Source organism: Mesorhizobium sp. P2_D1 (assembly GCF_056404455.1).
Genome location: NZ_JBFUDZ010000002.1, coordinates 197,475 through 215,005 on the forward strand (window position 1 = coordinate 197,475; position 17,531 = coordinate 215,005).

16 protein-coding genes are annotated in these 17,531 nt (G+C 65.1%); 11 read left to right on the forward strand and 5 right to left on the reverse strand.

Going from position 1 to position 17,531, the window contains the following annotated elements; genetic code table 11:
• The first annotated feature begins 45 nt into the window (after window positions 1-45).
• The 5 genes from AC1D0I_RS03500 (at window position 46) to AC1D0I_RS03520 (ending at window position 4,859) form a co-directional block, all read left to right on the forward strand.
• On the forward strand, window positions 46-1,347 hold the full coding sequence (locus AC1D0I_RS03500; RefSeq protein WP_477393091.1) for an ABC transporter substrate-binding protein: 1,302 nt from the start codon (window positions 46-48) through the stop codon (window positions 1,345-1,347).
• A gap of 218 nt (window positions 1,348-1,565) precedes the next feature.
• Window positions 1,566-2,447 carry a branched-chain amino acid ABC transporter permease gene (locus AC1D0I_RS03505; protein ID WP_477393093.1) on the forward strand — a complete coding sequence of 294 codons (882 nt, stop codon included), beginning with the start codon at window positions 1,566-1,568 and terminating at the stop codon, window positions 2,445-2,447.
• Window positions 2,444-3,406 (forward strand): branched-chain amino acid ABC transporter permease, encoded by a 963-nt coding sequence (locus AC1D0I_RS03510; RefSeq protein ID WP_477393095.1) that lies wholly within the window; start codon window positions 2,444-2,446, stop codon window positions 3,404-3,406. Before AC1D0I_RS03505 ends, AC1D0I_RS03510 begins: the two co-directional genes overlap by 4 nt.
• Window positions 3,403-4,128, forward strand: coding sequence for an ABC transporter ATP-binding protein (locus AC1D0I_RS03515; RefSeq protein WP_477393097.1), 726 nt, complete (start codon window positions 3,403-3,405; stop codon window positions 4,126-4,128). Before AC1D0I_RS03510 ends, AC1D0I_RS03515 begins: the two co-directional genes overlap by 4 nt.
• Window positions 4,125-4,859 carry an ABC transporter ATP-binding protein gene (locus AC1D0I_RS03520; protein ID WP_477393099.1) on the forward strand — a complete coding sequence of 245 codons (735 nt, stop codon included), beginning with the start codon at window positions 4,125-4,127 and terminating at the stop codon, window positions 4,857-4,859. The genes AC1D0I_RS03515 and AC1D0I_RS03520 overlap by 4 nt, the downstream gene beginning before the upstream one ends.
• On the opposite strand, the gene AC1D0I_RS03525 is transcribed toward AC1D0I_RS03520, so the two are convergent.
• Together AC1D0I_RS03525 and pncA are read right to left on the reverse strand one after the other, a co-directional pair.
• Complete coding sequence (locus tag AC1D0I_RS03525; protein WP_477393256.1) at window positions 4,860-6,242, reverse strand: sodium:proton antiporter; 1,383 nt, start codon at window positions 6,240-6,242, stop codon at window positions 4,860-4,862.
• Window positions 6,243-6,312: 70 nt separating this feature from the next.
• Window positions 6,313-6,927, reverse strand: coding sequence for a bifunctional nicotinamidase/pyrazinamidase (gene pncA, locus AC1D0I_RS03530; RefSeq protein ID WP_477393101.1), 615 nt, complete (start codon window positions 6,925-6,927; stop codon window positions 6,313-6,315).
• Window positions 6,928-7,190: 263 nt separating this feature from the next.
• Here pncA and AC1D0I_RS03535 point away from each other — a divergent pair, with 263 nt between their 5' ends.
• The 6 genes from AC1D0I_RS03535 to AC1D0I_RS03560 are packed head-to-tail and all read left to right on the forward strand — an operon-like array spanning window position 7,191 to window position 14,318.
• Window positions 7,191-8,051 carry an FAD binding domain-containing protein gene (locus AC1D0I_RS03535; RefSeq protein WP_477393103.1) on the forward strand — a complete coding sequence of 287 codons (861 nt, stop codon included), beginning with the start codon at window positions 7,191-7,193 and terminating at the stop codon, window positions 8,049-8,051.
• Between the two features lie 17 nt (window positions 8,052-8,068).
• On the forward strand, window positions 8,069-10,864 hold the full coding sequence (locus tag AC1D0I_RS03540) for a molybdopterin-dependent oxidoreductase (RefSeq protein ID WP_477393258.1): 2,796 nt from the start codon (window positions 8,069-8,071) through the stop codon (window positions 10,862-10,864).
• Entirely contained in the window at window positions 10,861-12,402 is a 1,542-nt protein-coding gene (locus AC1D0I_RS03545) for a 6-hydroxynicotinate reductase (protein ID WP_477393105.1), read from the forward strand. Before AC1D0I_RS03540 ends, AC1D0I_RS03545 begins: the two co-directional genes overlap by 4 nt.
• Window positions 12,402-13,283 (forward strand): UPF0280 family protein, encoded by an 882-nt coding sequence (locus tag AC1D0I_RS03550; RefSeq protein ID WP_477393107.1) that lies wholly within the window; start codon window positions 12,402-12,404, stop codon window positions 13,281-13,283. Before AC1D0I_RS03545 ends, AC1D0I_RS03550 begins: the two co-directional genes overlap by 1 nt.
• On the forward strand, window positions 13,276-13,860 hold the full coding sequence (locus AC1D0I_RS03555; protein WP_095083427.1) for an amino acid synthesis family protein: 585 nt from the start codon (window positions 13,276-13,278) through the stop codon (window positions 13,858-13,860). The genes AC1D0I_RS03550 and AC1D0I_RS03555 overlap by 8 nt, the downstream gene beginning before the upstream one ends.
• The gene (locus tag AC1D0I_RS03560; protein ID WP_095083429.1) at window positions 13,857-14,318 is read left to right on the forward strand and encodes a MarR family winged helix-turn-helix transcriptional regulator; all 462 of its coding nucleotides are present in this window, start codon (window positions 13,857-13,859) and stop codon (window positions 14,316-14,318) included. The genes AC1D0I_RS03555 and AC1D0I_RS03560 overlap by 4 nt, the downstream gene beginning before the upstream one ends.
• A 39-nt stretch (window positions 14,319-14,357) precedes the next feature.
• On the opposite strand, the gene AC1D0I_RS03565 is transcribed toward AC1D0I_RS03560, so the two are convergent.
• The 3 genes from AC1D0I_RS03565 to AC1D0I_RS03575 all read right to left on the reverse strand — a co-directional run bounded on the left by AC1D0I_RS03565 (window position 14,358) and on the right by AC1D0I_RS03575 (window position 17,464).
• On the reverse strand, window positions 14,358-15,152 hold the full coding sequence (locus tag AC1D0I_RS03565; protein WP_477393109.1) for an inositol monophosphatase family protein: 795 nt from the start codon (window positions 15,150-15,152) through the stop codon (window positions 14,358-14,360).
• Window positions 15,153-15,224: 72 nt separating this feature from the next.
• Window positions 15,225-16,226 carry an LLM class flavin-dependent oxidoreductase gene (locus AC1D0I_RS03570; RefSeq protein ID WP_477393111.1) on the reverse strand — a complete coding sequence of 334 codons (1,002 nt, stop codon included), beginning with the start codon at window positions 16,224-16,226 and terminating at the stop codon, window positions 15,225-15,227.
• A gap of 68 nt (window positions 16,227-16,294) precedes the next feature.
• Window positions 16,295-17,464 (reverse strand): AI-2E family transporter, encoded by a 1,170-nt coding sequence (locus tag AC1D0I_RS03575; protein ID WP_477393260.1) that lies wholly within the window; start codon window positions 17,462-17,464, stop codon window positions 16,295-16,297.
• Window positions 17,465-17,531 lie beyond the last annotated feature (67 nt).

Consider the following 17,531-nt stretch of genomic DNA (forward strand, 5'->3'; position numbering starts at 1 on the left):
GAGCGGACTTTGCGCTCCTAAACGCTGAAAAAGGGGAACGGCATCATGGACAAGAGCAAGACCTTCGACCTCTCGAAAACCGGTCTCACCCGCCGCACGGCGCTGAAGGGGCTGGCCGCCACCGCCGGTTTGGTCACCGCGCCAGGCTTCGTCCGCTATTCCCAGGCACAGAGCTCGGCGCCGATCAAGATCGGCTTCCAGTCGCACCGCACCGGCATCGGCGCCGCCTATGGCCGCTGGTACGAGAAGACCACCGCTGCCGCCATCAAGGCGATCAACGCCGCCGGCGGCATCAATGGCCGCCAGGTCGAGGTGATCATCGAGGATGACGGCACCGATCCGGGCCGCGGCGCCGAAGTGGTCGGCAAATTCGCCACCCAGCACAAGACCGACATCGTCTTCGGGACGCTGTTCTCGCATGTCGTCATCGGCTCGGCGCCCGCCGCCGGCGAGGCCAAGATCCCCTACTTCGTCGTCAGCGAAGGCCATCATGTCGCTTCGACCAAGCTCAACCGCTATGTCTTCCAGCCCGGCATCACCGACGTGAAGAGCCAGATCCAGTCGATGGCGCCGTGGATTGCGGCCAATGCCGGCAAGAAGGTGACGCAGATCTTCCCGGATTTCGCCTTCGGCTACGACCACCGCGACTACCTGCCGCCGGCGCTGAAGGCGCAAGGCGCCGAAGTCATCGCGCAGATCGCCATCCCGCCGACGGAATCGTCCTTCACCAAATACTTCCCGCAAATCCCGGCCGAGACCGAGGTGATCTACCATGTCATGGTCGGCCCGGCGGTGCTCACCTTCGTCAAGGAACTCGGCGAGTTCTACGGCTCCAACCGGCCGCAGCTGTTCGGCTTCATGGATTCGCTGGAGGCCACCGACATCAACAGCCCTGGGCTCGAATTTTTGGACGGCAGCCATTTCTGGGAGGGTTCGCCGCGCTATGCGCAGGCCGACGACAGCGCCGCGCAAAAAGCCTATCGCGCCGCCGTCGGCATCGACGACAATGGCGCCGCCGTCGGCGATCCAAAGGACGTCTCCACCGCGTCGCATATGTTTGGCTGCTGGGAAACGCTCTATGTCGTCAAGAAGGCGATGGAAGACGCCGGCTACAAGGGGCCGGAAGACCGCGCCAAGCTGGTCGAGGCGACCGAGGCGCTGACCGCCTTCGCCGAAGGACCCGAGCATCCGCAGGGCCCAAAAACCTTCAACGGCAAGATCCACCAGTGCTTCGGTATCCAGAACATCTCCAAGGTCGAAGGTGGCAAGCTGAAGGTCGTCCACAAGACCAAGATCGAAGACGGGCTTTACGAGGCCGAGGGGGATTACACGAAGCAGGCGCTGTAGTCTTAGCTGCTCCAGCAAGCGTGAGCGCCAAGCCACCCCCCTCTGTCCTGCCGGACGTCTCCCCCTCAAGGGGGGAGATCGGCTGCTTTCACCGCCTTCGCCAATCATCGCAGCTGGTGGATGGCCGCCATCGCACGAACTGCCAATCTCCCCCCTTGAGGGGGAGATTGCCGGCCGGCCAGAGGGGGGTGCACTTGGCGCCTGCCAGAGTGTAGCCGATGCACTTCGGTCCCCACCTTCTCCTCGCCGCCCTCGAAGGCCTCGTCACCTCCGCCGTGCTGGCGCTTACGGCGCTTGGGCTGTCGCTGGTGTTCGGCGTCATGCGCGTCGTCAACGTCGCCCATGGCGAGTTCTTCATGCTCGGCGCCGTGCTTGCCTGGGCGATCACCACGGCGATCGGCGGTCACCCCGCGCTCGGTTTCCTGGCGGCGCTGGTAATCGCGCCGCTGATCGTCGGCGCCATCGCGCTGGTTGCCGAACGGCTGGTGCTGCGCCGGCTCAACTACAATCCGGAAGCCACCATCGTCGCCACCATCGGCATGCTCTACATCATCCAGCAGCTGGCGCTGACCTTCTACGGCCCGGAGGCGCGGCCGGTGGAGCCGCCGTTCAGCTATCGCATCCTTTTGCCGTGGTTCGGCTATTCCGGCTACAAACTGTCTGTTATCGCCGCCTCCGCGCTTCTGCTTGTGGTGACTTGGCTGGTGCTGGCGCGCACGAAGATCGGCCTGATCATGCGCGCCACGCAGTACGACAGCGAGACGGCGCAAGCCTTCGGCATCCCGGTCGGCCGCGTCTATGGCGGCGTCTTTGCGCTCGGCGCGATCCTGGCGGCCATCGCCGCGGTGCTGATCGTGCCGATCAGCCAGGCGCATTACCTGATGGGCCAGGATCCGCTGCTGCTGTCCTTCATCGTCGTCATCATCGGCGGTCTCGGCTCGCTGCGCGGCACGGTCGTCGCCGCCGTGCTGATCGGCCTGTCCGACGGCATCATCTCGGTGTTCTTCTCGCCGACGCTGGCCAAGATCATCGCCACGCTGCTGGTCGCCATGGTGCTGGTGTTCCGGCCGCAAGGCCTGTTCGGGACGGCGTCGCGATGAGCGAAGCTTCGCCGGCAAAGGCCTACGGCCTGCATCTCGGCATCATCGCGCTGCTGTTCGTGCTGAGCTTCCTTTTGCCGGAGTACTATCACGGCCTGCTCGCCCGCATCATGGTCCTGGCGGTCTTCGCCATGGGCTACAACATGCTGTTCGGCTATGTCGGCCTGCTCAGCCTCGGCCACGCCATGTTCTTTTCCGCCGGGCTCTACGGTGCCGGTCTTGCCGTCATCCAGCTTGGCTGGAACGTGCCGGCGGCATTCGCCGCGGGCCTCTGCTGCGGTGTCGTTCTTTCCCTGGTGATCGGCCTGCTGGCGCTGCGCACGTCAGGCGTCGCCTTCATGATCGTCACCATGATGTTCGCGCAGGTGTTCTATCTCATCATCCTCTACTTCTCGTCATGGACCGGCGGCGACCAGGGCATGGTCGTGCCGCAGCCGGCGCGGGTGCTTGCTTTCGGCGCCACATCGCTCGATCTCACCAACCCGACCGTGCGCTACATGAGCGCGCTCGGCTTGTTCTCGCTGGTGCTGCTGATCACGCTTGCCCTCGTCCGCTCCAGATATGGCCGCGTGCTCGTCGCCATCCGCGAGAACGAGGAGCGGACGAAGATGCTGGGCTACGACACCTTCTCCAACAAGCTCGCCGCCGTCGTCATCTCCGGCATCGTCTGCGCTGCATCGGGTGCTGCCTATGCGCTGCTGTTCGGCTATGTCGGCTCGAGCTTCGCGTCGGTGCAGTATTCCATCCTGCCGCTGCTGTGGGTGCTGCTCGGCGGCGCCGCCACGACGCTTGGGCCGCTGATCGGCACGCTGTTCATGTACTACGTCATCGACATCACCAGCGGCTACACCTCGGCCTATCTGCTGATCGTCGGCGTCGCCCTCATCCTGCTGGTGCTGTTTTTCCCCAAGGGCATTCTCGGCAGCATGCGGCAGCGCTGGCTCGGGTGGCTGCCGTGACGCCGCTTTTGACCACCAAGGGCCTGTCGCGCAACTTCGGTGGCCTGCGCGCCGTCGACAGCGTCGATTTCACCTTGATGCCCGGCGAGATCCGCGCCGTCATCGGCCCGAACGGCGCGGGGAAGACCACCTTCGTCAGCCTGGTCAGCGGCCGCATCCAGCCGTCGTCAGGCATGATCGTCTTCGATGGCGCCGACATCACCGGCCTGCCGGCCTATGTCCGGGTCCGCCAGGGCATTGCCTACACGTTCCAGATCACCAGCGTCTTCGCCAACCTCACCGCCTACGACAATGTCGCATTGCCGGTGCAACGCACGCTGAGCGATGGCCGCTCGAAGGGCGCGGTGCGGGCCGGCGTCATGGCGGCGCTCGAACGCACCGGCCTGGCCGACCGCGCCCACATGCCGGCCGGACAATTATCCTATGGCCACCAGCGCCTGCTGGAAGTGGCGATGGGCCTGGCGCTGAAGCCGCGCCTGTTGATCCTCGACGAGCCGACGCAAGGCCTGGCCGACAGCGAGATCGACAATTTCATCACCCTGGTGCGCGAGATCGCCGCGAGTGCCACGGTGCTCCTGATCGAACACAACATGCCGGTCGTCATGCAATTGGCCGACCGCATCACCGTCTTCAACGCCGGCAAGATCCTCGCCGAAGGCTCGCCCGAGGCGATCCGCGAGAACGCGGCTGTTCAAGAAGCCTATCTGGGGACCGCCCCATGACCGAAACGACCAAGGCGCGGACAAAGACCGAGGCGTTGGTGGTCTCGGGGCTGGACTGCTTCTATGGCGAGGTCCAGGTGCTTTACGGCCTCGATCTCGTGCTGAACAAGGGCGAGGTGCTCTGCCTGTTCGGCCGCAACGGCGCCGGCAAGACGACGACGCTGAAGGCCATCATGGGACTGGTCCCCTCAAGCGCCGGCTCGATCAGGCTCGGTGGCAAGGAATTGACCGGTCTGCCGGCGCATGAGGTGCCGAAGGCCGGCGTCGCCTATGTGCCGCAGGGAAGGCGGCTGTTCGCCGAAATGACGGTCGCTGAAAACATCGAGATCGGCCTGATGGCGCGCGGCAAGGGCAAGGCGACGCGCGAAGCCGTGCTCGACCTCTTCCCGCTGCTGCGCCAGCGGCTGCGGCAACGCTCGGGCACCTTGTCCGGCGGCGAGCAGCAGATGCTGGCGATGGCGCGCGCGCTTTGTCTCGAACCAGAGGTGCTGCTGCTCGACGAGCCGACCGAAGGGCTGATGCCGTCGATGATCGCCAAGATCCGCGAGACGGTGTCGAAACTGCGCGACATGGGGGTGTCCACGATCCTCGTCGAACAGCGGGTCGATGCGGTGCTGTCGGTTGCCGACCGTGTATGCTTCATCGAGAACGGCCGCAACCGCGAGACGGTCGATGTCGAGGAGCTGCGCGCCGACCCGTCGGCGGTGCGGCGGTATGTGGGGGTCGGGTGATCAGCCGAAGAACATAAAACCCGCGATCAAAAAGGTCGGGATCAGCACCAGCCCGGACCACAGCATGTAGCCGAAGAAGCCCGGCATCTTCACGCCGCGATGCCTGGCGATGGCATAGACCATGAAGTTGGGCGCATTGCCGATATAGGTGTTGGCGCCCATGAACACAGCGCCCGCCGAGATTGCCGCCAGGGTCGAGGCAAACTCCGTCATCAGATGCCGAGGGTCGCCGCCTGCGAGTTCGAAGAACACCAGATAGGTCGGCGCATTGTCGAGGAACGACGACAGTGCCCCGGTCAGCCAGAAATAGGCGAGATCGTTGGGCTGGCCGGAGGGCGAACTGACAAGTGCCACCAGCGGCGCCAAAGCGCCGTCATGGCTTGCCCTGAGGATGGCGATGACCGGCACGATGCAGATGAAGATGCCGGCAAACAATTTCGCCACCTCTGCTATCGGCCCCCAGTTGAAGCCGTTCGCTTCGCGGTGGCTCTTGTACGATAGGGGAAGCGACAGCAAGGCCAGCGCCAGGTTGATGGCGTCGCGCACCAGATTCTGCAGCTCGAGGCTCACGCCCAACACGGAAAAGCTCACGCCCGGCTTCCAGGCCGCCGACAGCAGGATCGCACCGATCACACCTGCCAGCAGCGGAAGGTTGGCCAGGCCGCGCAGACGTACCTTGGTATCCGGCGTCGGATCCCTGGTCTTCGGTGCACCGTTTTCGCGCCGGTGCAGGATGATGTCGATGCCCAGGAAGACGGCCAGCACGACGCCGCCCACGAACAGCGTCTCGCGCCAGAGGTTGGCGGTGACCCAGAAAAAGTCGACGCCGCGCAGGAAACCGACGAACAGCGGCGGGTCGCCGAGCGGCGTCAGCGAGCCGCCGATGTTGGCAACCAGGAAGATGAAAAAGATGACGACATGGGCGTTGAACGGCCTGGCGTCATTGGCGCGCAGGATCGGGCGGATCAGGACCATCGAGGCGCCGGTCGTGCCGATCACCGAGGCCAGGATCGCGCCAGCCAGCAGCAGCCCGGCATTGACCAGCGGCGTCCCGTGGATGTTGCCGGCAAGCAGGATGCCGCCCGAAATCGTGTAAAGCGCGAACAAAAGGATGATGAAGGACATGTATTCCGCAAGCAGCGCATGCAGCACCGCCTCGGTCGCACTCGGAATGCCGAAGGCCAAAGCCAGCGGCACGATCACCAGCGCCGCCCACAGCGCGGTGATCTTGCCATAGTGATGCTCCCATATGTGATGGAAGAGCAGAGGCCCGGTGGCGATCGACAAAAGCAGGCCGGCAAAGGGCAGCGCCCACCACAGCGACATCGCGGCGCCGGGCAGCGCGTGTTGCTCCGCTGCCAAGGCCTGGCCTGGAAACAGCATTGCGACGGCGATCACAGCGCCCGCTCCTGTCGCAATCCGCAAAAAGCCCCTCTTGCGCCGCACGTTCAGTTCAATCCAAGACGTGGTCTTCAAGCGTCACGCCGGCGTCGCGCATGCGGTGCAGCATTGTCTCGAGCGAACCGTTGAGATCGATGCCACGACAGGCATCGAGCCGTACGGTGGTTTTGAAACCTTGGCTGATGGCGTCCAGCGCCGAAAACGCGACGCAGAAATCGGTCGCCAGCCCGACCAGGGTCAGCGTGTCGATGCCGCGTTCCCTGAGATAGCCGGCAAGGCCGGTCGGCGTGGTCCGGTCGTTCTCGAAGAAGGCCGAGTAACTGTCGATGGCGGGCCGAAACCCCTTGCGGACAACGAGCTCCGCCTTGGTCCAGGCGAGGCCGGAGTGGAAATCGGAACCCAGGCTGCCCTGGATGCAGTGGTCCGGCCACAAAGTCTGCTGGCCGTAAGGCATGTCGATTATCGTGAAGGGCTGCGAGCCCGGATGGCTGCAGGCAAAACTCGAATGGCCGGCGGGGTGCCAGTCCTGCGTCAGCACGACATGATCGGCGTGCCGGATCAGATCATTGACCAGCGGCACGATCTCGTCGCCGCCGGCAACAGCCAACGCGCCGCCCGGACAAAAATCGTTCTGCAGGTCGATGACAACAAGCGCTTCGTCGGCCATGGGGCTTTCCTCTTCTGTATGCAGGCTCCAGTGGAAAATGCCGCTGACGCGACCGGAGGCAGAAACTCGACCAGATGGCCGGCGGCGTCAACCTCTCAAGGCATAACAAATGCGTGCCGGACGAGCTGCCAAAAACTCTGGCTTTGACAATTCCTACGGTCTTGATATCATTTGCATACGAATGAATTTCGTCCGGCATCGATGCCGGCATGGTCTTTCGAAAATACCGGTTTCTGGAAGGCCTCTTTTCTGGAAGGCAAAGCGTGATCCGTTACGCCAAACCCACCTCGGTCGACGAAGCGCTCGCTTTGCTTGGCGAGAGCGCATGGCGGATCCTTGCCGGCGGCACCGATTTCTATCCAGCACAAGGCAGCAAGCCCTTCCGCGACAATGTTCTCGACATCAATGGCCTCGCGGCACTGCGCGGCATTGCCGAGACGAATGACCACTTCGTCATCGGTGCGCGCACGACCTGGACCGACATCATCCGCCACCCCTTGCCGCCGACCTTCGATGCGCTGAAACAGGCCGGGCGCGAGGTCGGCTCGGCGCAGATCCAGAACGTCGCCTCGGTCGCCGGCAATCTGTGCAACGCCTCGCCGGCCGCCGATGGCGTGCCGGCGCTGCTCGTCCTCGATGCCGAAGTCGAACTGCGGTCGGCGACAACGACACGTCGCGTGCCGCTGCAGGACTTCATTCTCGGCAATCGTCGCACTGCCCTGCAACCCGGCGAGTTGGTCACTGCCATCCGCGTGCCGAAACCTGCTGCCGGCACGTCGGCTTTCGTCAAGCTCGGCGCGCGGCGCTATCTCGTCATTTCCATCGCCATGGTGGCGGCGCGTCTGGTGGTTGACAACGGCATCGTCGTGGAAGCGGCGGTTGCCGCCGGCTCCTGCTCGGTGGTGGCCAAGCGCCTCGCCGGCGTCGAAGCCGCTTTGCGCGGCCTGCCCGCCGGCCAGGCGCTCGCCAATGCGGTCCTGGCCGCGCCGATGGCTGAGCTGTCGCCGATCGCCGATGTGCGCGGCAGCGCCGAATACCGGCTCGATGCGGTGCGCGAGATCGCCGCCCGCGCCGTGCTCAAGGCCTGTGGGCTGATGAACGACCCCGAGGTGGTGGCGGCATGAGCCAGGTCTCGCCTGAAATGCGCGAAGCTCTGCCCGACCTGGGCGGCGTTCAGCCTCGCCTCGGCCCTGAGCGAGCCGACATCGCATTCGAGGTGAATGGCGCAACCATCTCGGTCAACGTGCCGCCGCTGCGGCGGCTGTCCTCGGTGCTGCGCGACGAACTGCTTTTGACCGGCACCAAGGTCGGCTGCGACGCCGGCGACTGCGGCGCCTGCACGGTGCTGGTCGACGGCGATCCGGTTTGCGCCTGCCTGATGTCGGCGGCTTCCGCGGCGGGAACGGCTGTGACAACCGTCGAAGGGCTCGCCAATGGCCGGCTGTCGGCGCTGCAGGCCTCGTTCCTCGACCATGGCGCGGCGCAGTGCGGCATCTGCACGCCGGCGCTGCTTGTCGCGGCCACGGCATTGCTGGACAAGAAACCCAACCCGACCGAGATCGAGGTCCAGGACGCGCTGGGCGGCATCCTCTGCCGCTGCACCGGCTACCGCAAGATCATCGCGGCGGTGATGGATGCCTCCCTGCAGGCAGGAAGCCTCGATTTCCGCTTGCCGCGATCGGGCCATGCTGTGGGCTCTTCGCCCATCCGGCTCGACGGCGTGCCGAAGGTCACCGGCGGTGAAAAATTCGGCGGCGATTCCTTCCCCGCCGATGCATTGGCCGTGCTGGTGGTGCGCTCGCCGTATTACCATGCCAGCTTTGCCTTCGGCGACCTCGGTGGTTGGGTGAAGGCGCATCCCGGCATCGCCGGTGTCTTCACCGCAGCCGACATTGCGGGCAAGAACTGCTTCGGCGTTATCGGCCCGTTCGCCGACCAGCCGGCGCTGGCCGAGGGTTTCGCGCGCCTTCGCGGCGAAGCGGTGGCGCTGGTCGCCGGCGAGCGCGAGGCCATCCTCGATCTCGACCTGTCGGATTTCCCAATACGCTGGAGCGAGTTGCCGCAGCTCCTGGAGCCTTGCGAGGCGCAGGCCAGCGGTGCCAGGCTGATCCACGACAACCGCCCGGCGAACCTGCTCACCGCCGGCTTTGTCGAGCGAGGCGATCCCGAGGCGGCGCTTGCCGGCGCTGCCATCACCGTGTCCGGCGCCATCGACACCTCCTATGTCGAGCACGCCTATATCGAGCCGGAAGCCGGCTATGCATATCTGGATGGCGACACGCTGGTCGTCGTCGCCTGCACCCAGGCGCCCTATATGGACCGTGACGAGACCGCGAAGGTGCTCGGCCTGGCCGTCGACAAGGTGCGCATCGTGCCGACCGCGACCGGTGGCGGCTTCGGCTCCAAGCTCGACGTTTCGCTGCAGCCGCTGATCGGCCTTGTGGCGCTGAAGACCGGCCGGCCGGCGGCGCTCACCTACACCCGCAACGAATCGATGATGTCGACCACCAAGCGCCATCCGGCCGAGATGAAGGCGACCATCGGCGCCGATGCCGACGGCCATGTCACCGGCATGATCTTTGCCGGCGACTTCAACACCGGCGCCTATGCCAGCTGGGGGCCGACTGTCGCAAACCGCGTGCCGGTGCACGCTTCCGGCCCGTATGCGACACCGAACTATCGTGCCGAGGGCCGCGCCATTCACACCCATGGGCCGATCTCCGGCGCCTTCCGCGGCTTCGGCGTGCCGCAAGCGACGATCATGCAGGAGACGCTCTATGACGAGCTGGCCGACAAACTGGGCATCGACCGGCTCGAGTTTCGCTTGAAAAACTGCCTTCGGAACGGATCCGAAACGGTTACCGGACAGCGGCTGGAGTCCGGCGTGGGCATTGCCGAATGCCTGGAATCGCTACGGCCGCATTGGGCGCGGGCGAAGGCCGATGCTGCCGCGTTCAACGATACCAACAGGGATAGAAAGCGTGGCGTTGGTGTGGCTTCTTGCTGGTATGGCTGCGGCAACACCTCGCTGCCCAACCCGTCGACCATCCGCGTCGGAATCGCGGCTAGCGGCGACATCATCCTGCATCAGGGCGCAGTCGATATAGGCCAGGGCTCGAACACGGTCATCACCCAGATCTGCGCCGACGCGCTTGGCCTGCCGCTGGATAAATTCCGGCTGAAAAGCGCCGATACCGCGATCACCCCCGATGCCGGCAAGACATCGGCCTCGCGCCAGACTTTCGTGACCGGCAAGGCGGCCGAAAAGGCGGGCCGTGCCTTGCGCGAAAGGATCCTGCGCTTTGCCAACGTCTCTGAGAAAGCATCGCTGCAACTGGACGGCCCGGCGATCATCATCCGCGAGGGCGAGGCGACGCGCCATATCGACCTCGCCGCTTTGGACGTGGATGCCGATGGCTTCGTCTTCCGCGCCGAGGAAAACTACGACCCGCCGACGCTGCCGCTCGACGCCAAGGGCCAGGGCAAGCCCTATGCGGTTTATGGCTACGGTGCGCAGATCGCCGAACTCGAAGTCGATCTCAAGCTCGGCACAGTCGAGCTAATCAAGATCACCGCGGCGCACGACGTCGGCAAGGCGATCAACCCGCTGCTGGTCGAGGGCCAGATCGAAGGCGGCATCGCGCAAGGCATCGGCATGGCGCTGATGGAGGAGTATATCCCCTGCCGCACCGAGAATCTGCACGACTACCTTATTCCGACCATTGGCGACGTGCCGCCGATCGAGACCATCCTGATCGAGGTCCCCGATCCCGAAGGACCGTTCGGTGCCAAGGGCCTGGGCGAGCATGTGCTGATCCCGACGGCGCCGGCGATCCTCAACGCCATCCGCCACGCCACCGGCGTTCTGGTCACCAAGGTTCCGGCGACGCCGACGCGCATCCGCGCCGCCATTCGCGAAAAGGAGGCACGCCCATGAGCGAGCTGGCCGAACGCTTCGAAACCCACGATCCCGGCGAAAAGCAGGTGGCGGAGAAGATCCGCTGCGATGCCTGTCCGGTGATGTGCTACATCGCCGATGGCCGCACCGGCGCCTGCGACCGCTACGGCAATATCGGCGGCAGGATCGTGCGCATGGATCCGCTGACCATCCTCGACCACGCGGCCGAGGCCGGCGCGGCCATGGTGCCGTTCATCGCCGAGGGCGACGCATGGGACGGCGAACTGGTCAACACCGACCGCCGCTTCGTCACCGCCATCGGTGCGGGCACCACCTATCCCGATTACAAGCCGGCTCCGTTCATCGTCAGCCAGCAAGTCGAAGGCGTCGATCTCGTCACCGTCGTTACCGAGGGCATCTTCTCCTACTGCGGCGTCAAGGTGAAGATCGACACCGACCGTCATATCGGGCCCGAGACGGCTACAGTGCGATCGCAAGGCGAAGCGATCGGCCATGTCACGACGGGCGAATACGGCTCGCAGATGCTGTCGCTGGGCGGCGTGCACCACCTGACCGGCGGCTCCAAGTCGGAAGGGCGCGCCACTTGCGACGCGATGCTCAATCTGTGCAACCGCAAGCCGGTGGAGCTCAGCATCGACGGCGGCGCCACCGTCATCGTCGAAGCCGGCAAACCACCGGTTATCGACGGCAAGCAGGAACACCGCATGCGTGTCGGCTGCGGCTCGGCCACCATCGGCATGTTCGCCACGCAATGGCGCGGGCTGGTCGACGAGGTGGTGGTGGTCGACGACCACATCACCGGCGTTGTGTCCGAGCATCAGGCCGGCAAGGTGCTGGGCTGGCAGGACACGGGCATAAAAATCATCGGCCGCCGCTCGACGCCGGGGCGCTATTTCAAGGTGTCCGATCCCGGCCTCGGCTGGGGCGGCACCAGTATATCCGACCCGCTGTCGATCCTCGGCGAGTGGAACGCCAAGAAGGGCGCGCGGCCGGGCCTGTCGCTGCTGATGGTTTCGACCACCGGCGAGCAGTTTGCCTATTACGAACTCGATGACGAATTGAAACCAGTACAGAAACCCTTCCCGGAGCGGCTGCAAAAGTCAGTCGGGCTGATCGAGGACAATTGCGAGCCGGCGCTGTGCACCGTGCTGTTCATCGGCGGCGCCGGTGGCTCGCTGCGCGCCGGCGTCACCGAAAACCCGGTAAACCTCACCCGTTCCGTGCAAGGCCTGAGCACCTACGTGACGGTCGGCGGCGCGCCGGTCTATGTCTGGCCGGGCGGCGGCATCACGCTGATGGTCGATGTCACGCGGGTGCCGGAAGGCGCCTTCGGCTATGTGCCGACCCCGGCGTTGGTGGCGCCGATCGAATTCACGCTGCGCCGCGACGACTATGTCAGGCTCGGCGGCTACGAGGCCGAAATCCGCAGCGTCGAGGATATCGTCGCCAATGGCGGTGAGTATCTCAATCCGCGCCGGGGTACGGGTGCCGCGGCCGGCAATCCATGGCCGCCGTTGGCACAATTGCACCGTGCGCCCCCCAACGGGGCCGGGTGATGTCCGGTCCGCAAGCGCATTGGCTGCAGGACGGCAAGCGGCTGCATCTGAACCACGGGCCGATCGACCTGATCGTCGAGGCCTTTGGCGAGGCGCAGGAGTGCCGCCGGGCCTATGAGCAGGCGGTGGCGCGTTTCCAGACCATCTTGCCGGAGCTGGTCGAGGAATTGCCTGAATTGCGCCAGCCGGCCACGAGCCGACCGCGCGCTTTCGCCGGTTCGACAGCGCAGCGCATGGAAGCGGCCGTCGCGCCCCTAGCGAAAGATTTCATCACGCCGATGGCCGCCGTCGCCGGTTCGGTAGCCGACGAAATGCTCGAGACAATGCTTGCCGGCCGGAAGCTCGACCGCGCCTATGTCAACAATGGCGGTGACAGCGCGATCCATCTCGGCGCCGGCCAGTCGATGACGCTTGCCATCGCCGGCACCGGCCACGGTCTGGCCGATCGCATCGTCATCCATGCCGGCGATGGCGTGCGCGGCGTCGCCACCAGCGGCTGGCGTGGACGCTCGTTTTCGCTTGGCATCGCCGATGCCGTCACCGTGCTGGCGCGGACCGGGGCCGAGGCCGATGCCGCCGCGACGCTGATCGCCAATGCCGTCGACCTGCCCGGCCATCCATCCATCCGGCGCGTGCCGGCGCGCGACCTGGCGCCGGACAGCGACCTTGGCGACAGGTTGGTGACGCAAGAGGTAAACCGGCTTTCTTCAGGGGAAATCACCACGGCGCTGGACGGCGGACTTGCCGTCGCCGAAGATTTCCGCCGCAGGGGATTGATCGCAGCATCGGCGCTGTTTCTTGCCGGCCAGACCCGCATCAGTGGTTCCATGGCGCTTGCCGCGCCCGACAAAAGTCCAGGGAAGGAAGTTGCCCATGCCTGAGTTTCCGATCCGCAAGATCGCGGTTCTGACCGAAGAGATCTTTCACGAGGGCGGGCCGGTGGCCAAGGTGCCGCGCCGGCGCGCCGCCGCCATGGCGCTGGTCAAGAACCCGTTCGCCGGGCGCTATGTCGAGGAGTTGCAGAGCGCCATGGACGATCTGAAGCCGCTCGGCCTGCTGCTGGCCGACCGGCTGATCGAGGCGCTCGGCGGCGACGTGAAGCAGATCGACGGCTATGGCAAGGGCGCCATTGTCGGCACCGCAGGCGAACTGGAGCACGGCGCGCTGTGGCATGTGCCCGGCGGCTACGCCATGCGCGAGCGGCTCGGCGATGCCAAGGCGATCGTGCCGTCGGCGAAGAAGGTCGGCGCCTTCGGCTCCAGGCTCGACGTGCCGCTTGGCCACATCAACGCCGCCTATGTGCGCAGCCATTTCGACGCCATGGAAGTCGGCATCAGCGACGGCCCGCGCCCCGACGAGATCCTGTTCTGCCTCGCCATGACCTGTGGCCCACGCGTGCACGACCGCATGGGCGGCCTGGCGGCTGGGGATATCAAGGCCTGGGACGGGCTGCGGTGAGCGCCGAGGACAATCTGCTGAAGCTGGTCGAGGCCGAAGAGCCTGACGAAAACGACTATCGCTTGCAGGAGCAGGTCGGTTTCATCCTGCGCAAGGCGCATCAGCGCCATGTCTCGATCTTCGCCGCCCATATCGCCGATCTGACGCCGCCGCAATTCGCGGCGCTGGCCAAGCTGCGCGATGTCGGCGAGACCTCGCAGAACCAGCTCGGCACGCTGATCGCCATGGACGCGGCGACGGTGAAGGGTGTCATCGACCGGCTGAAGGCGCGCGGCCTGGTCGATCTCTCCAAGCATGAGGTCGACAAAAGGCGGCTGCTGGTCAATTTGACCGCCGAAGGCCGCGACGCGGTCGAACGCCTGATCCCGCTTGCCCGCGACATCACCCAGGAAACACTGGCGCCGCTCTCGGCCAAGGAGATCGCCACATTCATGAAGCTGCTGGCGAAACTGGCCTGAGGCTCGACAGGCCCGAGCGTCTTTCGCACAAGGTAGCGTTCAGAGCTTGAACGCCTCCGAAGAAAGCTCCCGCAGCTTTGGGAAGACGCCCTTGCCGCCCGTGATGACCAGCGTTCCGTCCTGCAGCACCGTCTTCGGATCGGGTTTCACGACCATGCCGCCGGCTTCCTCGACCAGAAGCATGCCAGCCAGGCAATCCCAGGCGTTCATGTGCTCCTCGACATAGCCAAGCAGGCGGCCGGCGGCGACATAGGCGAGCATCAAGGCGCCCGATGCGTTGCGAAAGAAGACGCCGCCTTCGGCCAGCAGCATGCGGACCAGCACGGCGACATTTTCGGTGTCGGCACGGTTTGAAAATCCGGTCCCGACGGATCCCTCTTCCAGGCTGGTGCCCGCACTGGTCCTGATCGGTCTGCCGTTGACGAAGGCGCCGCCGCCGAGCCGGCCGTGAAACGTCTCGCCGGTCGACGGTTCGTGGATCACGCCAACCACGGTCTCGCCATGCAGGGCGCAGGCGATCACCACGCACCAGGCCGGGATGCCGCGCACGAAATTGGCGGTGCCGTCGATGGGATCGATCACCCAGTCATAGCCTGTCGAGCCGGTGACCGAGGCATGCTCCTCGCCGACGATGCCGTCTTGCGGATAGTCGGTGGCAATGGCGGCGCGGATGAACAGTTCGACCTCGCGGTCTGCTTCAGAGACCAGGTCCTGATGGCCCTTGCTCTCGATGGTCAGGCTGTCGAGGTCGCGGAAGTACTTCAGGCCGAGTTCGCCGGCACGCCGCGCCAGTTCGATGGCAAACTGCATGCGTGCGTCATGGTCATTTTTCACGGGGGAGCTCGATCTTGCGGAAGGATGCCCCGCCCTTAGCAGAAGCACCCCGTATCCTCCAAGCCAAGAATGTCAGGCCGCCTGCGACAGCGATTTGTGGGCCTCGGCCAGGATCTCGAACGACCGCACGCGGGCCGCGTGGTCGAAAATCTGCGCGGTGACCATCAACTCGTCGGCGCCGGTGCGGCGCACGAACGCGTCGATGCCTTGCCGGACCGTTTCCGGAGACCCCACGACCGCGCAGGACAGCGCCTGGCCAAGCATGGTCTTGGCCATCGGATCGAGATCGCGGTCATAGTTCTCGACCGGCGGCGGCAGCCGACCGGGCCGGCCGGTGCGCAGATTGACGAAAGCCTGTTGCAGCGAGGTGAACAGCAGCCTCGCCTCCGCATCGGTGGGCGCGGCAAAGACGTTGAGGCCGAGCATCACATGCGGTTTGTCGAGCTGCTCCGACGGCTGGAAGCGCGAGCGGTAGACGTTCAGGGCATGGTCGAGTTCCGCCGGCGCGAAATGCGAGGCAAAGGCATAGGGCAGGCCGAGCATGGCGGCGAGCTGGGCGCCGTAGAGGCTGGAACCGAGTATCCAGATCGGCACGTTCTGGCCCTCGCCCGGCACGGCGCGGATGCGCTGGCCTTCCTCGGCCGGCTGGAAATAGCCCATCAACTCGACGACATCCTGCGGGAAATTGTCTACGCCGGCCTCGAGGTTGCGCCGCAAGGCGCGTGCGGTGCCCATGTCGGTGCCGGGCGCGCGGCCGAGGCCGAGATCGATGCGGCCCGGATGCAAGGCGGCCAGCGTGCCGAACTGTTCGGCAATCACCAGCGGCGAATGGTTGGGCAGCATGATGCCGCCGGCGCCGACGCGAATGGTCCTGGTGCCGCCGGCGACATGGGCAATGACGACCGCGGTGGCGGCACTGGCGATGCCCGGCATGTTGTGATGCTCGGCCAGCCAGTAACGCTTGTAACCCAGCCGCTCGGCATGACGGGCAAGATCGAGCGAGTTGGCGAGCGACTGGGAGGCATCGCTGCCTTCGATGATCGGCGACAGGTCGAGAACGGAAAGAGCGGTCATGAACGGGGTCCTGTGTAAGGTCCGCATGTAGGAAGCGCCTGGCGACGCCGCAAATTCAAAAATATTGATCAGCCCTTTGCGGATTCCGTGTCGGTGATGTCGTCTTCCACGACGACGGCCGTGTGCTGCGCGGCGAGGAAGTTGCCGACAGGGCTGAGCCCGTCGAAATGATCGCAGAACACCTTGATGACGACCAGCAGCGGAACCGCCATCAGGGCGCCGACGAAGCCCCAGAGCCACGACCAGAAGGCGATGGCGATGAAGATCGCCACGGCGTTGATCTCGAGGCGCCGGCCGACCACCATCGGTGTCACGAACTGGCCTTCGACGATGTCGCACACCAGCACGAAGGCCGGCGCCAGCAGCGCGTAGGAGATGGTGTCGAAGCTGATCAGCGCCATGACCGCGACAAGCACGATGGTCATCAGCGCCCCGACGTAAGGCAGGAAATTGAGCAGGGCCGCGGCGACGCCCCAGACCAGCGGGTTGGGCATGCCGAGCGCCCACAAGCCAAGGCCGATGACCGTGCCAAGACCGGCATTGATGATGGTGACGGTGAGCAGATAGTGCGAGATTTCCCGTTCCACGTCATAGACGACGCGCAGCGCCCGCTTCTTTTCGCTGAGGCTGGCGAAGGACTGGATGATCTTCTCATAGAACATCGTGCCCGAAGCGAGCAGGAACAGCGACAGCACGAAGATGATGGTGAGGCCTGTTCCAGCCGACAGGATGTTGCTGGCCGCCGACGACAGGATGCCTGATTGGGCGACCGCCACCTTCTGGATGCCGGACTCCTGCGACGTCTCGGTCAGTTGCTCGATCTGGTGCGAGATCTGCATGATCCTCTCGAACGGACGCCGCAATTGCGCCAGCCGTTCGGTGAGCTGCTGGCCGATCGATGAGGTGTTGTTGATGAGGTCGATGACCGGGCCGCTGAGCAGATAGCCTGCACTAGCGAAAATGCAGACCGACAACAGCACCAGAAGTGTCGCAGAAACCGCCTCGGGAACGCCGCGCCTGCGCAGAAGCCGGACGATTGGTGTCAGTGTCAGCGCCAGCAGGAAAGCCAGGATCACCGGCATGAAGAAGGCGCGGGCGAAGTAAAGCGCGTAGATGGCCATGAACAGGAAGATGCCGACGAGCAGCGAACGCATAAGATGCGTGTCCGCGCGAGCCGCTGCGCGCGGGTCTTCAGGCTCGGCAACGCCTGTGCCTAAAGCGGCAGGTTCGGCTTTCATCATGGACCCTCACCGGCGCACCGCAATTGGTGCAATCCAATGACGAAAACGCCTCTACCGGCGCTTG